Here is a 17,177-nt window from a genome sequence, read left to right as displayed (position 1 = left end):
TTTGAGCTTTTGTGCGTTTTCACCTGTAAGATTATGTACATTTTGTTGCGATTTTTTTAACTCATAGTATAATTAAAGGTTGTTAGTGTAAAAATGGATCGGATACTCTTAAGTAGGATGATGAGATAATGAAACGTGCACGCATAATATACAATCCGACTTCGGGACGGGAGGTCTTTAAAAAGCATCTTGCCCAAGTCCTGCAAAAATTTGAACAAGCTGGCTATGAAACCTCTACCCATGCCACAACATGCGCGGGAGACGCAACGCACGCTGCCAAGGAAGCGGCATTGCGTGAGTTTGACCTGATCATTGCGGCAGGTGGAGACGGAACGATCAACGAGGTCGTCAACGGGCTTGCCCCATTAGACAATCGTCCGACACTCGGCGTGATTCCTGTCGGCACAACAAATGACTTCGCCAGAGCGCTTGGCATTCCGCGAGAGGATATTTTAAAAGCGGCGGATACAGTGATTAACGGTGTTGCCCGCCCGATCGACATCGGACAGGTCAACGGCCAGTATTTTATCAATATCGCCGGCGGAGGCCGCCTGACGGAGCTGACGTACGACGTCCCAAGCAAACTCAAAACGATGCTCGGCCAGCTTGCTTATTATTTAAAGGGAATGGAAATGCTGCCTTCACTTCGTCCGACAGAAGTCGAGATTGAATATGACGGCAAGCTGTTTCAAGGTGAAATCATGCTGTTTTTGGTCACGCTGACAAATTCCGTCGGCGGGTTCGAAAAACTCGCGCCGGATTCCAGCCTGAATGACGGCATGTTTGATTTGATGATATTAAAGAAAGCAAACCTTGCTGAATTTATCAGAGTCGCATCGATGGCGCTCCGCGGCGAACACATCAACGACCAGCACATTATTTATACAAAAGCGAACCGCGTGAAAGTCAATGTATCAGAAAAGATGCAGCTGAACCTGGACGGCGAGTACGGCGGCATGCTGCCGGGCGAATTCGTGAATCTGTATCGACACATTCACGTCGCCATGCCGAAAGAGAAAGCGGAACAGCTGGATGACTAAAACTTGGCTTTGTAAGCCAAGCTCAGAATGTTGACAAAATCCTAAAACAGTTTTCGTTTTAGGATTTTGTCATCTTTTCAGCGTGATTGAAAACCTTTGAAGTCTAGGAAGAACGAGCATCGGAGCACAGGCCTGACAACGAATGCGAAGGTTTGCCTACACGCTGAAACTTGGCTTTAATAGGCCAAGTTTTTCTTTCGCTTAAAACAAGAGGTGAACATACATGAAAATGAAACCCCCAGTAGAAAAAAATGAATACTACGACGTGACATTTGAAGATTTGACGCACGAAGGAGCGGGCGTCGCAAAGGTGCAAGGCTTCCCGATCTTCGTGCCGAACGCTCTGCCGGAAGAAAAAGCCCAAATCAAAGTCACACGCGTCAAAAAAGGCTTCGCCTTCGGCCGCCTGATCGAACTGAAGGAAGAAAGCCCGCACAGGACCGACGCTCCATGCCCGATTTACAAGCAATGCGGCGGCTGCCAGCTTCAGCACATGACCTACGAAGGCCAGCTCTTGTTTAAACAGAAACAAGTCAAAGACGTCTTAGAACGGATCGGCAAGCTGGACCTGTCCAACGTCACCGTGCACCCGACACTCGGCATGGAAGACCCATGGAACTATAGAAACAAAGCACAGGTGCCGGTGGGAGAACGAGAAGGCGGACTCGTCGCCGGATTCTATCAGCAAAGAAGCCATGATATCATCGACATGAGCGCCTGCCTGATCCAGCAATCCAAAAACGACGAAGCCGTTCAAGCCGTCAAAGACATTTGCGCAAACTACGGTGTCAAAGCCTACAACGAAGAACGCCACAAAGGCTGGCTCCGCCACATCATGGTCAGATACGGCGTCGTTACGGGTGAAATGATGATCGTCTTCATCACAAAAACAAACGACTTCCCAAACAAAGTGAAGATTATCGAAGACATCACAGCGCAATTCCCGCACGTCAAATCTATCGTGCAAAACATCAACCCAAACAAAACAAACGTCATCTTCGGCAATGAAACAAACGTCATCTGGGGCGAAGAATACATCTACGACCTCATCGGAGACGTCAAATTCGCCATCTCTGCCAGATCGTTCTACCAAGTCAACCCGGAGCAGACAAAAGTGCTCTACGACAAAGCGCTTGAGTACGCAGAGCTGCAAGGTGAAGAAACCGTCATCGACGCCTACTGCGGCATCGGAACGATTTCTCTCTTCCTGGCGAAGCAGGCGAAAAAAGTGTACGGCGTTGAAATTGTGCCGGAAGCAATTGAGGATGCCAAACGCAACGCTGAATTAAACGGCATCACAAACGCAGAGTTCGCGGTTGGAGAAGCGGAAACCGTGATTCCAAAATGGTATGAAGAAGGTATCACGGCCGATACGCTAGTCGTCGACCCGCCAAGAAAAGGCTGCGACGAAGCCCTCCTGCGGACGATTGTGGAGATGAAGCCGAAGCGGGTAGTGTATGTGTCCTGTAATCCGGGTACGCTTGCGAGAGATTTGCGGGTGCTTGAGGATGGCGGGTATGCGACGCGCGAAGTGCAGCCTGTGGATATGTTTCCGCATACGAATCATGTGGAGTGTTGTGTATTGCTTGTACTAAACGACGAATAATCAACACTAAAAAAAGAAATTATAAATCAGACCTAGAATTCATGAGAATTATTGAGTAAAAAAGAAGATATATAGTGATCCGAGAACCTTTAAAAAATTCTCGGACTTCCATCTTCTTTTATTTCTTTCTATTCGTTCTATAAGTTTGTGTACCATTTTTTCATCGAGGACAGTTTTTTTAGTGATTCCTTAATTTGCTGAATCAGCTTTGATAGGCCATCGTTTTATCTTTAATCAAGCAACCTTTTTTCTAATGTTACTCTTTCTTCATTAGTTCTTTAATCTGTAAATTTTTGTAATCAATGAGCATTTTGTATTCCTCATCTTGAATCTCACCACGTATGTTCCTCCTGATGATTAATTCATCCAATGAGGTATATGTTTTTAGTGCTTGCTTGGACTGTAATATGATTTTACAGAAGCCTATATTAAAAAATCAAAGTTATTTTTTGAAAAGACCGCTATATTATCTTCTGTAAAGGGTATTAGAGCTATTATTGTTCAAAAAATTACCCTATACTTGCCAAGTTTAGTTTTATGTCTGTTAAATATACAAACATAAAGAAGGAGAGTTATGGAAATCCCTATTAAAACCATTTCTGATGAGAAGGCTAAATAGATTGGGAATGCCCCTTTGCTTTGATAACAAAGATTTAGAGCATACATAAACTTTATAGTGGAAGACAAAACTTATTGTTTGAAATTGTTTTATGCAAGTAGTTTTCTTTTGGATAATATTGAAAGGGGAATGATTCGTAATTGTGAACCGGATTAGCGAGATTACAAAGCGTGATATTCTTGATTTGTTTCAAAACGGAATGGATATAGAAGAAATATTTGAAACGAAAAAAGTTACTTATCCTTATTCCGGACAAATGGATGAGATTGAATTTCTAAAAAGATTATATGATTTAAAAAGTATGCCAAGTTCTGATTATAGATTTTCAGATGCTGAAGGTGATATATGGCAACACACGATAAACAATGATGATTACCCATATTGTTGGGTGTTTGAGGACGAACGGTTTCATTTAAAAGATGGGAACGATGAAATATACTTGAGATTTATTTGTGAAATATTTCATCCGGCAGTTAGAATTGAAAAAGGGTATTGGATGGATTTTCTTACTGAGATAAATAAATTATTACAGCATGATGGCTATGAACTATATCCTGCCGAGAAAATCTCCAACCGTGATGTGTATAGTTGGAGAATATATCAAGCAGAAAATTACATGTTTGTTCCTTTTTCTCAAAGAAATAAGAAAGCGATAAAACAGAAAGAAATAGTATTTAAAATTAAACGGGAAGCAAGAAATCAAATTTACAAAATCTTTGAGAAATATGATTCCAGAATTAGAAAGGTAAGCGAAACGGGATGGGAATATGATGTTTTAGTAAGTGAAGAAATTCTTCAAGATATAAAGATGTTTTATACTCCCAAATGCTTTAATAAAGAGAATAAATATGTCGAAACTGATAGCCCCAAAGAATTTGTCTTGTCCACTTCGCCTTATAATGTGATAGATGCAATAGAGTTTTTTGAAAAGTACTGTAATAGTGATTTTGCGGCAGATATTAATACAATATTTAATTTGAATAGTATTTCTCTGAGGTTAAATAATGGAAAAATTGAAAGCTTGGTAACTAGTCACATAACAAATAGTTCATGGGCTTCGATTGGCGAGGCAGGACTGAAAGAACTACTTCAGGAAGCTAGTAGGTATTATGAGAAAGAGAATTTAAATATTGCTGTTGAAAAACTTTGGGATGCTTTGGAAAGACTAAAGACATATTATTCACCAACGCTAGATAAGAAAAAATCAATAAATAGAATTACTGAAGATATGAGTAGTAACAAGGAACCCTTTAAAAAATTATTTGAAAATGAATTTCACGAGCTTACAAAAATTGGAAACAACTTTAGGATCCGTCATCACGAAACCACAAAAGTTGATATTGAGGATAATAGACATTACCATTATTTTTACAAGCGTTGCCTTTCTTTAATCACGACCGCCATTCGATATTTGGATAATGGAGGAGTGATTTAATATAACTGTTAATAGAACAATTTTCGGCTACTATAGTGAGAATGTCACTATTTTATTGATTAAAGGGAAGTGAGAGACTTAAATGATTGTTGCTTCCTGTACAGAACTATATGATTACATTTAACCTTTCCTCTATCAGTAAAAGAATATTACGTTTACATATTTATTGATATTATTCTTATGAAATAGAGTTAGTTAAAATAAATGTTAATATTATTAGAGAAAGCAAAAAGGTAGACAGAATCAACGGAACTCACATTAAAAAATTAAGATTGAGGAATGAGTGATTAACAAGAGTAATACAGATACAAAAGTTTGGCAATCCTATCTTTCAATGCTTTTTTTCAATTAATAGACTGGTTAAAACATAAATACTCGAAGAGAAATAATAGATTTGATAGGAGAGAAGGCTATGAAATTATAGCAAAAGAAGTAAACGGCCTTTTCTTTTCATCGACTTATATTGGCTTGAAAATAAACATTTTGAATAATTTCTAAAAACTCTCATTTATAAACAGGAATTGTCCGATTTCAATTTTGTTTAATAAAAGAAAAACAATAGATTAATACAAAAAGCTGCTACAGTAAGTTAGCAGTTTTTGTAATTCAGGGCACTTATTGTCTATCTCTATCTTAAAAGTGACGAATTAATAATTAGGACCTTTTTAAATAGAAATTTAAATAATAATAGTGCATATTTGTTAGAAAGATAGGTGGATTTTCTATAATGGTAATAATTACGTGAATTTTAAAAACCAATTACATCCTGCATTTTTAGATGTGAGTAATATTCCTCGCAAAAGCTGCTAAATTCCTCGTACACTTCGGTATTCATCCTGGTGCTCTTGTTAGCATACTTTAAACCCTTGTTGTAGATTCGTTTATTAAGAAAAAGGAACTCTTTTTCTTCAACATGTTTAATTGGCTTTTTTAGAGCATCGTGGATGTTCCTAGGATATAAAAATTCTTTCTTGAGTGGAGAGTATTTTTTGTCAGCTTTATAATACAGATAGTCCCCTTCATGCATCTATTTCATATTTACTGAATATAACTGAAGGAATACCGATTTGTTTACTGAATTATTTTTAATCATAGTCGTGTAAAAGGATTATTAACCTCTTGTACTCTTTCTGATAATTGCATTTGTAAAAAAGGTTTCTTTGTCCATATGCACATCCCCTTTCATTTTTTGAAGATAAAATATTATAGTTATAAAACAATATAATATATTACAAGGTATGAAAAATTTTTAACAAAAAAAATGGACCGCACTATAGTGAAGCCCATTTTTTAAAAACTATATTTCTAAAGGAACTTGATCCTTATTACTGTTATCTGTGTTTATTGTGTCTAAACTGTGTTCTTTATTTAAATGTTCTTTCTTGTATGTGTCTATTATAAAGTTCATATTATCTAAGACCGATTTAAATCTATCAAAGTTAATATTGGAATAGTCAGATTCAACATACTTTGAGAAGATCTCTTTGCCATAGTATTTTGAGTGATCATAGTCATTCTCTTTAGTGAATTCTTTTCCATCAATTATTTGTGAAAGAGCACCATCATCAAATAAGTCCTCTATATCACATTCTGATTTTCCTTTTACTAAAGGTACAGTTAAGAGGTATAGATTATCTACGATATCAACCATATAATCATTGCTTAATTTGGTCTTCTTTTTAAAATTAAGCTTTGCATGATTAAGAAAACTACCTATAGGTTTTTTTCCCTCGCTTTTAATTTCATTATCAAACATTAAAATTACAGGGTTTTCCGGTGAAGTGTTACTTAATTCCTTGAAAATACGCAGATAATTAGGAGTAGACTTGTTCCTTTTACTATCATTATAAAAATCATAAATATTATTTAGTGCACTGCCGCCATCCTGGTTAATCTTTAGAAAGTATGCTAATCTCTTTGTTTTTTTTAGAAAAGATACTTTGAACTCAAATGTTCCATCACTATTTCTATTGATTAAATTAGGATATTCTGCATAGAGATTCTTTAATGCCGATTTTAAATAAGCTATATCCGTTTTACCTTCCGTTACAATTAATGGTTTGGAATTAGCAAAAAAGTATTTATAAAATAGAAACTTTTGATACTGTAATTCTCTCGAACTTAAATTATAAAAAGTATGTTTTTCACCATCTATTTTGTTATTGTACCAAGTTAGTTGATTTATAAAGGAAAATCTTCCTTCTAACTGATTAGGGGTGGCGGGTTCACCATTAATTTCAAACTTTCCATGTGTATAGAGTTGATGAGCCATTGCTCTGGTTTCCTTGTAATAAATTCTATTTACATTTATTTTTTTGTTAACAACAAGTCCAGTTACCACCTGTCTAGAATCCCTAAACTGTAACCTGTTCTTTTTATCATTAATTTTAAATCCAGAGTTTGTTATCTCTTCAGATATTTCTTCATAGAATTCCGTTTGTAGATTTAAAAAATTTTTATCATTGGTCGAAAACGTTAAGTCATCCGCATAACGTGTATAATACAGTTTATATTTCTTTGCAATTTTCATTATTCTTCGATCAAGTATCTCACTAATTAAGTTTGAGATGATAGGAGACGTTGGAGCACCTTGAGGTAGCTTTCCATCATAACATGATATTTGTGCTATAACTGTGGCTACTTTCATAGGTAGGAGGAAATTTTTATTGTTAGCAAAAAAACCTCTGACACGACCAAAATGAAAACTTTCAAAGTAGTTTTCTAAATCAATATTCAAAACAAATCTTTTATTACGATGTATTTTTGCGTTTGTTATAATACTCTTGTCTTTTTTAAATGCATGAGAGATGTTGTTATTATTCTGCTTTTTTTCCCTATGTTTGTATAGGGCTTCTGCAAGTTTTCTTTGAATTTCTTTTAGTTCGTCTGTTGGAGCTTTAATTTTACGTATGCCACCATTTTTCTTACTTATATCAAACGATGTGTATGAATTATTAACGTCTTTAAAATACAATAAGTAACTAAGTTGACTTTTCGGAATTTTCAGAAAATCTGCAAGGTCGTTTCGTGTTTCTATATCGTTAAATTTCATTATCTAATACTCCCTCAATTAATAACGTGTGGCTACTCATTAGGCGTTGAAAACTGTACACATCAGCAAATTTACCGACATGGTAATACGGAGAGTCGGAGAAGCAAATGCCTCTACCATTTTTGTCAACACTTGCGAAACACAAGCGAAAAAATCTAGCCACACGCATATAAGATTATACACTAATTTTTTATAATCATAAATAATCTTCAATACAAAATTTTACTTCTTATATGGGGTCGTTGATTCTTCATCTTATAGTTTAAATGCTAGTGTATTTCTAAGTATAATACATTTAAATATTGGTTTAGTGCATGAGAGTATTTATTTCTGTTTCAAAGGTGCATTCTACTACTCTTAATTTATTGACCGACAGCACTCATCACAAGTGGAGTGTGTGACTGTGTTGGAACTTAGAAAAGGCTTAAGTTTCTTTGTTTTTCTTGATAATTTTATATTTAAAACTAATTTCGGATATATGCCATTCATAGTGAGGTCATCATTTGGTGGATTTCGAACAGGAGTTGATCAGCATCTTGAACATTGTTAAGATCAATGCGTTAAAAGTTATCCATATCGTTTATTATTGCAGATAAGTCATTTAGATTGTCTTGTTGTTCTTTGAAGTGTTCAACAGAAAGTATATTTGTTTGACCGTGGCTATTTTTCTTTTCTAAGAGATTTACAATTTCTCTTAATTGGCTATACATCGCTTCCACCTATCTTTTTTTTAAGTCTTTTATTTTGTTTAATTCATAGTGGCAGTGATAATCATAAACTTTATCCATCGATTTAAAAAATGCCAGAGCCTCTGTTAGTAAAGTACTGAAACATGCTTGTTTAGGCAATACAATTTTTTTTTGTGTTTCAATATGAAAAAGCATTAAATCGGTTGAGATTGTTTTCATATGTAGTTTTAAAGGCTGATCTGGAAAATAAGTTTCTCCTTCGCCTTTATTTAAAACCTCTTCCATTACATTCAGTAAGTAAGCCCATAATTGATCGACTAACTAGGTCCCAATGTATAACATCCAGCAAATATTGATCTCCGTATTTGAATTGAATGGCTCCGTCTATATAGTTGAAATCAAGATCTAGTTTTTATTTCTCTTAGTTCATGGAAATGATCAATAGGTATGAAATAAGTATCGATCTTGTTAGGCAAATCAGATAAATCGGTTATGAGTTTGTTTGGTTTGCATATGAGAGTTTCAACATAAAACATACTATCACCTTGTAATCACATTCTTCAGAAAAGAAGACGCAGCCAAAAGCTGCGTCTTGTCCTTACCCAAGCGTTCCGTTTTCTGCAATCGTCATGTCCTTGTCAAAGATGGCTTTGTCTGTTAGGGAGTTCGTTGAATCGTTTGCAGCTTTGCTTGTCATGTTTCTGGATGCCACATTTACTTCATTTTCTAAGGAAGAACTGATAAAGCTTACACCCATCAAAGCAACTACAGCGCACAACGTCAGTTTAAATTTCATACAAACAATCGCCTCTCTGAATTTGTTTGCGGGCATGAACCATCTTTTTGAAACAAATAACAGAATCATCCATCTGCCCAACTTCAGTATAAAACTTTGCGGCTAATAATGCCAACTCTTCCATATAAGGATATCCTTGGGATGTCTCTAATTTGTTGAAAACATTTAATAAAATGGATGCTTCTCCTTTTTGGATAAATAGCGCCTGTAATCCTTCAAACATGATTTTAAATAGGTCATCGTTGAATTTACATGCGAAGCGTACGCCTTTTCTGAAACAATCCATTGCCTGTTCTTGTTTATGTTGAAGAAAATAAATTAAGGCTAAATCGTGGTAAGCTTGTGTCAAGTTGTTGAAATTTGATTTTTTGAATTGGAGAATCGATTTCTCCATGTATTTTGCTGCTTTCGTCAATTCGCCCATTTTAAGATAACAATTTCCGATATTGAATAAAGCTTGGCCGTAAATCCGCTTGTTTTTGCTTTCAAGAAGCCGTGCGCCTTTTAGTGCCTGTTCGAGGTGAGGGAGCGCCTTTTCATGACTTTCTAAATCGTCGTAGTTTCCTGCGATCACAAAATGGCATTGTATGCGGCGGACTGAGTAAAGGTCGTGTGTTTTATAGATGTTATACGCCTGAGAAGAATAGTGCATTGAGACATGGGTTTGTTTCATATGGTAAAACACTTCAGCCATTTTAAAATAAAATTCCGCCCCCTTAATTTCATCTCAAATATAAGGAATTGTGTTTTCTTTTATCTAAAAATTATCAGAGTTGCTAAAGGTGGGAGTTTAAACAGTTTTGCCTCAAGAGCTAAGCTTTTTTTGTTACAATAAGTGATATGGAACTAAGGGTCAAAGGGATGTGCTTTGAGGAATTAATGAGCGGTTTCAAATTGTTATGTTTCCGCTTTTCGTAGAAAGGAAGGGGAAAGACACTGCAAATAAAAGCGCTAAATGAATCTCAAGAAATTGTCTATGCGTGGGAAGAGTTATCTAAAGGAGATACTTATTATTGCCCGCATTGCAATAGTAAAATGATATATAGGAAGGGCGAAATTAATCACCCACATTTTGCTCACAAAACTTTAGTTGACTGCCCTTTTTCGGGGGAAAATGAAAGTAAAGAGCACTACGAAATGAAGAAGCGATTTTATGATTTTTTGAAAAAGAAATATCCTAATCTAAAAGTTGATCTGGAAAAGTGTCTCGTTCCAAATAGAAGAGCAGATATGGTCATTTGTGGAAAATCAAAAACTCTTGTAGTAGAGTTCCAAGCGTCCAAAATAGAATTTCAGGAAGTCAAAGAACGAACTCAGGATTATAATAAGCTTGGTCATCCTGTTCTTTGGATCTTCCATATCCAAAGATTTGGTTACGAGCAATTTCATACTGAGAAAAGGAGAAAACAGATCCCTTACGAATTAGTGGAAATGCTTCGGTTAGATTCTCTTTTTGTCATGGATAACAAAGGATTTATCCAAAGATGTTCCGGCAAAAAAACTCCTAAGGCAAAAAAAGTATGTGAATATGGCTTTTTTCCTGTGAAAATGGATTTTAAATTCAACAGGATCATACGAAGAGACAATAATGAGTCGTTATTTTTGTGCCAATTGGGAAAAGACTCGATATATAGCGAGAAAAATTTGTATTATGGTTATGGCAATAGCAAGACAAAGAGTAAAAATCTCTTTTCTGAGTTAAAATGGATCTTCCCTTCAACCTTTTTCAAGATTGAGAAAGTAGAACGCAAAAACAACTATATTGCTTTTCTTTTATTCGTGGATGATGAACGAATTAACATCGTGAGAGATGAGTTTCTTTTATCAAAAAAGATTATGGATCTCGAATCTATATTAGATCATTTCAAGGGGTCTAACCAACCAAAAATTTCGAAATCTTCAGTTCAGGAATCTAAGAAGAATTTGAAGAATAATAAAAAAGAAGTTGTGGAGAGTGTTTCTATCAATAATCTGGAGAAGAACCCCAAAGAACATATCAAGATTAAGGATAAGAAAAACAACGACTCCTTTAACATACCTTTAGAAAAGAAAAGCAATGAAAAGAAACTATGGCTAACCATCTTTTTTTATTTTAAAAAAATATTTGGTTTGAAATAACTAGTTATAAGAACACATCCTCTAAAGCTTTGCTTGTGGGGTTTGTTTTGTAGAACACTTTGTACCAGGATAATTCACAAGAAAAATCTAAAATTTAATACTTATTAGATTAGAAAGGACCACAGGGCAGATGGTCCTTTCTTTACTAATTACGTTTAATGCTATCGGGTTTGGATTATATTTAAATGATGGAAGTGACATCGTTTATCCTCCTAATGTTCGCTTTTAGACTGTATGTACTGTTCTAAAAAAGTTTTTACCGACTCTCTCTTAGGATAGGTTCCTAAGTGTTCATAAACCCAAATTGCTTTCCGCTGAGATATTGTGTATTGAGATTGTAAAACATCCTCATAATCGTATTTTATTGAGAATTTTCCGTTCATCTTTAGCTGAAGTGTTAAGTTCGTCCAGACATCCTGGTTATTTTCTTTGAACTCATCTCGTAATTCCTCAAATGAGTCATGTAATTGTAATAATAATTCATCATAAACGTCCTCACTAACATGAAAATGTTCAGGAATATTATGAGAATATATATAACCCTCACTTTGCGGGGGATTGAAATAAAAGAAAACTTCAGAAGAATCGTCGAGTATTTCTGCATAAAGAATGACTTTTTCCCATGCAGAAGGAATGATTTCGTTAATGCCTTCTGCTATCTGTTGATATAATTCACCCATTTTTTCTGTATCCATGCTAACCTCCAGTTTTCAAGAGCTATATCAAATTTATAGATTTAGGTAGCTAATTAAAAATTCTTGATCTTCCTCGTCTTCAGGCAAGATACCAAGAGTTTGTACTCCCATAATGCAATTCTTTGATACCCATCTAACTCAGATGCCAAAATATTATTATAATCAAGTTGGAACCTTCCGCTTCTTTCCAATGTTAATGTAAGGTTAGTCCAAACCTGATCATTATTATTTTTGTGCTCAACTCTTAATTCCTCAAAAAGTTCTCTAATTTCCCTCAATAAAGTTTTGAAGACATTTTTACTTATGTTGTATCGGGCAGGTGTATCTTGTGAATAAATAAGTTGTTGTTTTTCTGGTGTCTTGAAGTGGAAATGAATCATGGTGGAGTCATCTAAAACTTCTGCATAAAGATAGATTTTTGTCCATTCACAGGGTATGATGTCATTTAATTTCTCACAAATAATCTGATACAAATCTTGCATTTTCTTAGTTTCCAACCTTTTTCACCTCCAATCGTCGAGAAATCCTAGTTATAAAAAATAGCCCAGCAGTAAAAAGCTGAGCCATTTTTGATTTATAGACCGAAGTAGTTTATTACAAATTCTTTATCGTCCTCATCTTTAGGCAATATCCCTAAATTTTGATATTTCCAAACATCTCGTCTTTGAAGGTCATCAAGTTCAGACGATAAAACATCGTCATAATTATAATCAATTGAAAACTTTCCGGTGTTTTCTAATTTTAAAGTGAGATTTGTCCAAATATCTTGATTGCCTAGCTTAAATTCTTCTTTTAGTTCTTCAAATAGCTCTTGAAGTTCAATTAGCAGTTGATCGTAAATCTCTTTGCTCACATCAAAGTGTTCAGGTATATAATGAGAAAATAAATAATCGCTGTTGTTTGGTGTTGTAAAATAAAAGTATATATCTGCTGAGTCATCAAGTATTTCAGCATATAAAATGATCTTTTTCCATTGAGATGGAATCATTTCATTTAGATGTTCAGCAATCTTTTGATATAATTCCCCCACTTTCTTCTGAGTTTCCAATAGATTAACCCCTAACTTCGATTCGATGATGACATTATTTAATATTGGATAATCTTTAATATCTGTACGTAAAAAACTACATTTTGATCATTTAATTATCCGATTGTTCATTTAGATATTGTTCAAGGAACTTTCTGCTGCTCTCGCTTATTGGCGTAATTCCCAAGTGCTTATATTCCCAAATTACTTGTCGCTCAGTATCAGTATATTTTGAAGCGAGTACATCTTCATAATCATAATCAATTGAGAACTCCCCATTTCTCTCTAAATTTAGTGTGAGGTTAGTCCAAGTATCTGAGGATTGCTTTTTAAATTCATCCCTTAATTCATCAAATAAATTTTGAAGGTCTAGTAGCATATTTTTGTAAATTCGATTACTCACTTGGAAATGTTCTGGAATATCGTGTGAATAAATATATTCTTCGTCTTCTTGTGTGTTAAAGAAAAAATAAACTTCTCTGGAGTCATCCAAAATTTCGGCATATAGAGTAACCCTCATCCATTCAGTGGGAATCATATCATTTATTTTTTCAGCAATCTTTTGATATAGTTGTTCCATTTTAGCAGTTTCCATTTTCATCAGCCTCCAAATTGGTTTCTAATTGTTATGCTCTTTGTTCTTTCTTCTCCAATTTTATATGTTATATCAAATAAAGTGGGTCTTAACGAATCGCTCTCATACACATTTTCAATTGTGACAGTAACCTTTTTTGGAGGCTCTTCTTTAAGCGCCTGCGACCATGCCTGTTCTAACTTGTACCATTTACCACCGCTCCTATTAATCTGAGAATTCATCGGCACAATATTGTCGAACTGGCCTGAGCCTTTGAATTGGGTGGCGATTAAATGGCCTCCGTCGTCATCTGTCAGCCGGTCTGGTTTACCTGCTTTAGACTGTGCATATTGGTTACGTTTTGCTTCTCCCATCTGCAAGTCGGCTTTGACACTTGTAATTCTACCATAGTTGTCAGTGGTGTACGTGTAGCCTTCTTTTGTTTTATAGACAACATTTGGCTTCAGCACTTTCTTTCTGCTCCATTTTGCATAATGCTCGCCGTATTTGACGGTTACCGGCGATACATGTGGCGCTGGAGTTCGTCTTCCGCTTGATGACGTTCCGTACGGTTTCGGCAGGATGACTTTGGCGAATTTCTGCAGTCCCTCTTTAAGTGTGACCCCATTGACTGCGTTGTAAGGAATGCTTGCCGGCACTAAGTCATGACGGGGATGATAGGGGAGAATATCCGCAAGTGTGAGATCTCCGATTTGATTTAACTTGGTTTTGACGTGTTTTTTTGATACTTCAATGCCTGTGTTTACTTTTTGTTTGATGTGATCAACGGTTTGTTTTGAGACCGTTATGGCTTTTTGGGCTTTTGCTGATTTGCTTGCTGCTGTTTTGACTTTGGTCGTCACTTTGGCGGCTGTGCCGGTTTTTGAGACGGCGCCTACGCCTTTTGTGCCGACAACTGATGTGACAACAGTGCCAACCGCATATGACACCCATCTTGCTCGTGAGTAGGTGTCACCATTCACCATGTCTTTTTGATACGATTCTTCGATTGCTGCTGAAATGGCTTCATACGTTTTGATCGGGTGAGCCACCGCTCCTGTAATGGCTTCAACGGTTCCGCCCGGATCTGTGACCATATCCCACAGGCCTGTGACCGCGTCTTTTCCTGAATCGTAAAGGCCGACGGCGACCCCTTTGAAGCCTGCTTCAAACTCACGCGTGTTTTCAATTTGGGTGAAGTATCTCTGTTGTTCTGCTGTCAGATTTTCATAGCCGATCGTTTTTGCCATTTCGTAGAATTCATCGGCATCCGCATAATCGTAGTTTTTCAGTCTTTCTTTCAGTTTTTCAATCTCTCGTTCCTTCGCTTCCTCTTTCTTAATCTTCAAGTAAGCCTCAGTCCGCTTTTCAATGTCGCCTTTTTTCTTATGTATGTCACTCTCACGGTACGCTTTGGCGTTGTAGTGGATGGGTGTGGCGTTTTTGCCTTTGCCCGTTGCTTCTTGGAGCTTTTGGAAGTCGGACTTGATGAATTGTTCGTTTGGTTCTGACAGGGCGTATTCTGTCTGCAGGTCTTCGTCTAAGGCGTCCAATTTTTCCAGTGTTTTTTTGCGTTTGTCGTTGGCATCGGCCAGCTCGTCTTTGAAGGTTTCTGTTGAAAACAGGTCGAGCGGGAGGATGTCGTTGATATCGTTCAGGATGTCTTTCATCGCTTTTTTCTGTTCGGACATGATGGATTTCGATTTTTTGTGGGCGTTTGCCAGCTCATGTTCCAGAAAGGATTCTTCGATGTATGCGTCAGAGAGGGCTTTATCCTCAACGGCTCCGGCGATGCTGTTGAAAAATGCGATTTTCATGTCGATGTAGTCGATCCATTGGTCGGTGACACCGACGTGGTCGTGATAGAAGGCTTTGATATTGCTGGCGCCTTTTCCTGAGAATTCGCTGTCGCCAAGATCGGCGACGCTTTTTAAGGCTTTTCTCAAATTGACCATTTGGGTTCTTAGTTCTTTGTACTCTTTTGCACGATTTGTCGCTTCCGAAAGCAGTGTTTTCGCTTCAAGTACTTTCATGACCATTTCCCTTCTTTTGTTCGCTCAATATCAAAATTTTACCACGGAGCAGGATAAGAATGGCTGTGGAAACGTGTTTCGATGGAAAAATGAGTCGTTTGGCATGTGTATATATGCACAGATTTGATATGATGACGATAGATCAATAAAAAGGGGAAGAGCTCATTTGGATAAAGATTTCTTAATCATAAAGATCAAGGATATTCAAAAAGGCGACACGCTAACAAACCGCGCCTGCGGGAACTGGGATATGAAATTATCCAGGGCAAAGGAATGTAAACAAGCAATTGTTGTTCGGAGCGGTGTGATTTTAAATGTTTACAAGATCATTGACGCTTGGGAATCTGATGAACCCGCCAAGATCACTAAAACGAATAATAGAGTCCGGTTTCAATTGGCAGAGTGCCGTGACTATTCTTATTTGATTGGCAGTACGCTGAAAACGAAAACGCAAAATCCGGTTTCAAGTCTATCTTTAGAAACCTTAATGGAACTAGTAAAAGGAGCCTAGCATGTATCTCTATAAAGTAAACAACCAAAATCAGATAGAAGATATTTGCGAGAAGCCGTTTAAAAAAGAAAAAGAGATTCAGGATTTATGTGAAACCAATCTTCGGAAGATGTTAGGTCTCAGGTTTGTAAAATCTGAATTTAGAATCAGTAATTTTCGCATTGATACGTTAGCGTTTGATGATGAGACGAATGCTTTCGTGATTATTGAGTATAAAAATACGAAGAACTTTAGTGTTGTTGACCAAGGCTATGCTTATTTAGCGGCGATGCTTAATCATAAAGCTGATTTTATTCTTGAATACAATGAGACTCATGATCGTCCTTTAAAGCGGGATGATGTGGACTGGTCGCAGTCTAAGGTCATTTTTATTTCACCTGTTTTTACAGTGTATCAAAAGCAATCCATCCATTTTAAAGATCTTCCAATTGAATTGTGGGAGATTAAAAGATATGAAAATGGTCTGATTCATATGAATCAAATGAAAGCTGAGGGCGTATCCGAGTCGATTAAGACCATTTCGAGGCAAAGTGAGACCATTCAAGAGGTCAGTAAAGAAATTAAAGTGTTTTCTGAAGAGGATCACCTTGCAGATAAGCCATTTGACATCATAGAGCTTTATCAGCAGCTAAAGGAATTCATTTTAAATTTGGACGATCATATTTCAATCAAACCGACGAAGATTTATATTGCGTTTACGTCAAATAAGCGGAACTTCGTGGATATTTCTCTTTTAAAAAGCGGACTTAAGGTGTGGGTGAATATGAAAAAGGGAGAATTGCAGGATCCTGAAGAGAGAATGCGGGATGTCTCTGAGACCGGCCACTGGGGAAATGGCGACTATGAGATTTTCATAAAGGACGACGAACACATTGAATATATCATGGGATTGATCAAGCAATCCTATGAGAAAAATAAGTGAGGACTTCCATTGAGAAGTTCTTTTTTTATTAGATTACAAGGAAAACGTGCAGAGCAGGTT

The 17,177-nt window shown here is 36.4% G+C and carries 15 protein-coding genes and 1 pseudogene; 6 read left to right on the top strand and 10 right to left on the bottom strand.

Translation table 11 applies throughout. The features are described 5' to 3' along the window. Positions 1-128: 128 nt before the first annotated feature. The 3 genes from H7F27_RS17295 (at position 129) to H7F27_RS17285 (ending at position 4,700) form a co-directional block, all read left to right on the top strand. Positions 129-1,040, top strand: coding sequence for a diacylglycerol kinase (locus H7F27_RS17295; protein ID WP_185848211.1), 912 nt, complete (start codon positions 129-131; stop codon positions 1,038-1,040). A gap of 223 nt (positions 1,041-1,263) precedes the next feature. Next, positions 1,264-2,646 carry a 23S rRNA (uracil(1939)-C(5))-methyltransferase RlmD gene (rlmD, locus tag H7F27_RS17290; RefSeq protein WP_185848210.1) on the top strand — a complete coding sequence of 461 codons (1,383 nt, stop codon included), beginning with the start codon at positions 1,264-1,266 and terminating at the stop codon, positions 2,644-2,646. Between the two features lie 761 nt (positions 2,647-3,407). Continuing rightward, positions 3,408-4,700 carry an AbiJ-related protein gene (locus H7F27_RS17285; protein WP_185848209.1) on the top strand — a complete coding sequence of 431 codons (1,293 nt, stop codon included), beginning with the start codon at positions 3,408-3,410 and terminating at the stop codon, positions 4,698-4,700. Positions 4,701-5,997: 1,297 nt separating this feature from the next. On the opposite strand, the gene H7F27_RS17280 is transcribed toward H7F27_RS17285, so the two are convergent. The 5 genes from H7F27_RS17280 to H7F27_RS17260 all read right to left on the bottom strand — a co-directional run bounded on the left by H7F27_RS17280 (position 5,998) and on the right by H7F27_RS17260 (position 9,910). Further along, a complete protein-coding gene (locus tag H7F27_RS17280) occupies positions 5,998-7,752 on the bottom strand; it encodes a retron Ec67 family RNA-directed DNA polymerase/endonuclease (RefSeq protein ID WP_260627284.1) in 1,755 nt (584 codons plus the stop codon). 560 nt (positions 7,753-8,312) lie between these two features. Then, entirely contained in the window at positions 8,313-8,462 is a 150-nt protein-coding gene (locus H7F27_RS17275) for a hypothetical protein (RefSeq protein WP_185848208.1), read from the bottom strand. A gap of 9 nt (positions 8,463-8,471) precedes the next feature. Continuing rightward, positions 8,472-8,726 (bottom strand): hypothetical protein, encoded by a 255-nt coding sequence (locus H7F27_RS20955; RefSeq protein ID WP_260627283.1) that lies wholly within the window; start codon positions 8,724-8,726, stop codon positions 8,472-8,474. A 313-nt stretch (positions 8,727-9,039) separates the two neighbouring features. Then, on the bottom strand, positions 9,040-9,237 hold the full coding sequence (locus H7F27_RS17265; protein WP_185848207.1) for a hypothetical protein: 198 nt from the start codon (positions 9,235-9,237) through the stop codon (positions 9,040-9,042). Further along, positions 9,227-9,910: a tetratricopeptide repeat protein gene (locus H7F27_RS17260; protein WP_313770541.1), complete on the bottom strand. Its 684-nt coding sequence runs from the start codon at positions 9,908-9,910 to the stop codon at positions 9,227-9,229. Before H7F27_RS17260 ends, H7F27_RS17265 begins: the two co-directional genes overlap by 11 nt. 362 nt (positions 9,911-10,272) lie before the next feature. Between H7F27_RS17260 and H7F27_RS17255 the strand changes: the two genes are divergently transcribed. Then, positions 10,273-11,355 (top strand): competence protein CoiA, encoded by a 1,083-nt coding sequence (locus H7F27_RS17255; RefSeq protein ID WP_106047653.1) that lies wholly within the window; start codon positions 10,273-10,275, stop codon positions 11,353-11,355. A gap of 212 nt (positions 11,356-11,567) precedes the next feature. Here H7F27_RS17255 and H7F27_RS17250 read toward each other — a convergent pair whose 3' ends face one another. From H7F27_RS17250 to H7F27_RS17230, 5 genes and pseudogenes are all read right to left on the bottom strand, one after another. Then, positions 11,568-12,050, bottom strand: coding sequence for an antitoxin YezG family protein (locus H7F27_RS17250; protein ID WP_106047654.1), 483 nt, complete (start codon positions 12,048-12,050; stop codon positions 11,568-11,570). A gap of 33 nt (positions 12,051-12,083) precedes the next feature. Beyond that, positions 12,084-12,532: pseudogene (locus tag H7F27_RS17245) on the bottom strand (TIGR01741 family protein). Between the two features lie 92 nt (positions 12,533-12,624). Further along, positions 12,625-13,098: a TIGR01741 family protein gene (locus H7F27_RS17240; protein WP_185848206.1), complete on the bottom strand. Its 474-nt coding sequence runs from the start codon at positions 13,096-13,098 to the stop codon at positions 12,625-12,627. A gap of 91 nt (positions 13,099-13,189) precedes the next feature. Continuing rightward, positions 13,190-13,672: an antitoxin YezG family protein gene (locus H7F27_RS17235; RefSeq protein ID WP_185848205.1), complete on the bottom strand. Its 483-nt coding sequence runs from the start codon at positions 13,670-13,672 to the stop codon at positions 13,190-13,192. A 5-nt stretch (positions 13,673-13,677) separates the two neighbouring features. Next, positions 13,678-15,684, bottom strand: coding sequence for a T7SS effector LXG polymorphic toxin (locus tag H7F27_RS17230; protein ID WP_185848204.1), 2,007 nt, complete (start codon positions 15,682-15,684; stop codon positions 13,678-13,680). Positions 15,685-15,850: 166 nt separating this feature from the next. On the opposite strand from H7F27_RS17230, the gene H7F27_RS17225 reads away from it, so the two are divergent. After that, positions 15,851-16,195, top strand: coding sequence for a hypothetical protein (locus H7F27_RS17225; RefSeq protein ID WP_185848203.1), 345 nt, complete (start codon positions 15,851-15,853; stop codon positions 16,193-16,195). Position 16,196: 1 nt separating this feature from the next. After that, positions 16,197-17,117: a DUF5655 domain-containing protein gene (locus tag H7F27_RS17220; RefSeq protein ID WP_185848202.1), complete on the top strand. Its 921-nt coding sequence runs from the start codon at positions 16,197-16,199 to the stop codon at positions 17,115-17,117. Positions 17,118-17,177 lie beyond the last annotated feature (60 nt).

It is taken from the genome of Bacillus sp. PAMC26543 (assembly GCF_014250375.1).
GTDB lineage: Bacteria > Bacillota > Bacilli > Bacillales > Bacillaceae > Bacillus > Bacillus halotolerans.
This window is presented reverse-complemented; position numbering and strand designations above follow the sequence as displayed.

Bases quoted from the DNA above. Each gene is read 5' to 3' on its own strand.
- H7F27_RS17295 (WP_185848211.1), top strand. From the start codon at position 129: ATGAAACGTGCACGCATAATATACAATCCGACTTCGGGACGGGAGGTC.
- rlmD (WP_185848210.1), top strand. From the start codon at position 1,264: ATGAAAATGAAACCCCCAGTAGAAAAAAATGAATACTACGACGTGACA.
- H7F27_RS17280 (WP_260627284.1), bottom strand. From the start codon at position 7,752: ATGAAATTTAACGATATAGAAACACGAAACGACCTTGCAGATTTTCTG.
- H7F27_RS17275 (WP_185848208.1), bottom strand. From the start codon at position 8,462: ATGTATAGCCAATTAAGAGAAATTGTAAATCTCTTAGAAAAGAAAAAT.
- H7F27_RS20955 (WP_260627283.1), bottom strand. From the start codon at position 8,726: ATGGAAGAGGTTTTAAATAAAGGCGAAGGAGAAACTTATTTTCCAGAT.
- H7F27_RS17265 (WP_185848207.1), bottom strand. From the start codon at position 9,237: ATGAAATTTAAACTGACGTTGTGCGCTGTAGTTGCTTTGATGGGTGTA.
- H7F27_RS17260 (WP_313770541.1), bottom strand. From the start codon at position 9,910: ATGAAACAAACCCATGTCTCAATGCACTATTCTTCTCAGGCGTATAAC.
- H7F27_RS17255 (WP_106047653.1), top strand. From the start codon at position 10,273: ATGATATATAGGAAGGGCGAAATTAATCACCCACATTTTGCTCACAAA.
- H7F27_RS17250 (WP_106047654.1), bottom strand. From the start codon at position 12,050: ATGGATACAGAAAAAATGGGTGAATTATATCAACAGATAGCAGAAGGC.
- H7F27_RS17235 (WP_185848205.1), bottom strand. From the start codon at position 13,672: ATGGAAACTGCTAAAATGGAACAACTATATCAAAAGATTGCTGAAAAA.
- H7F27_RS17230 (WP_185848204.1), bottom strand. From the start codon at position 15,684: ATGAAAGTACTTGAAGCGAAAACACTGCTTTCGGAAGCGACAAATCGT.
- H7F27_RS17220 (WP_185848202.1), top strand. From the start codon at position 16,197: ATGTATCTCTATAAAGTAAACAACCAAAATCAGATAGAAGATATTTGC.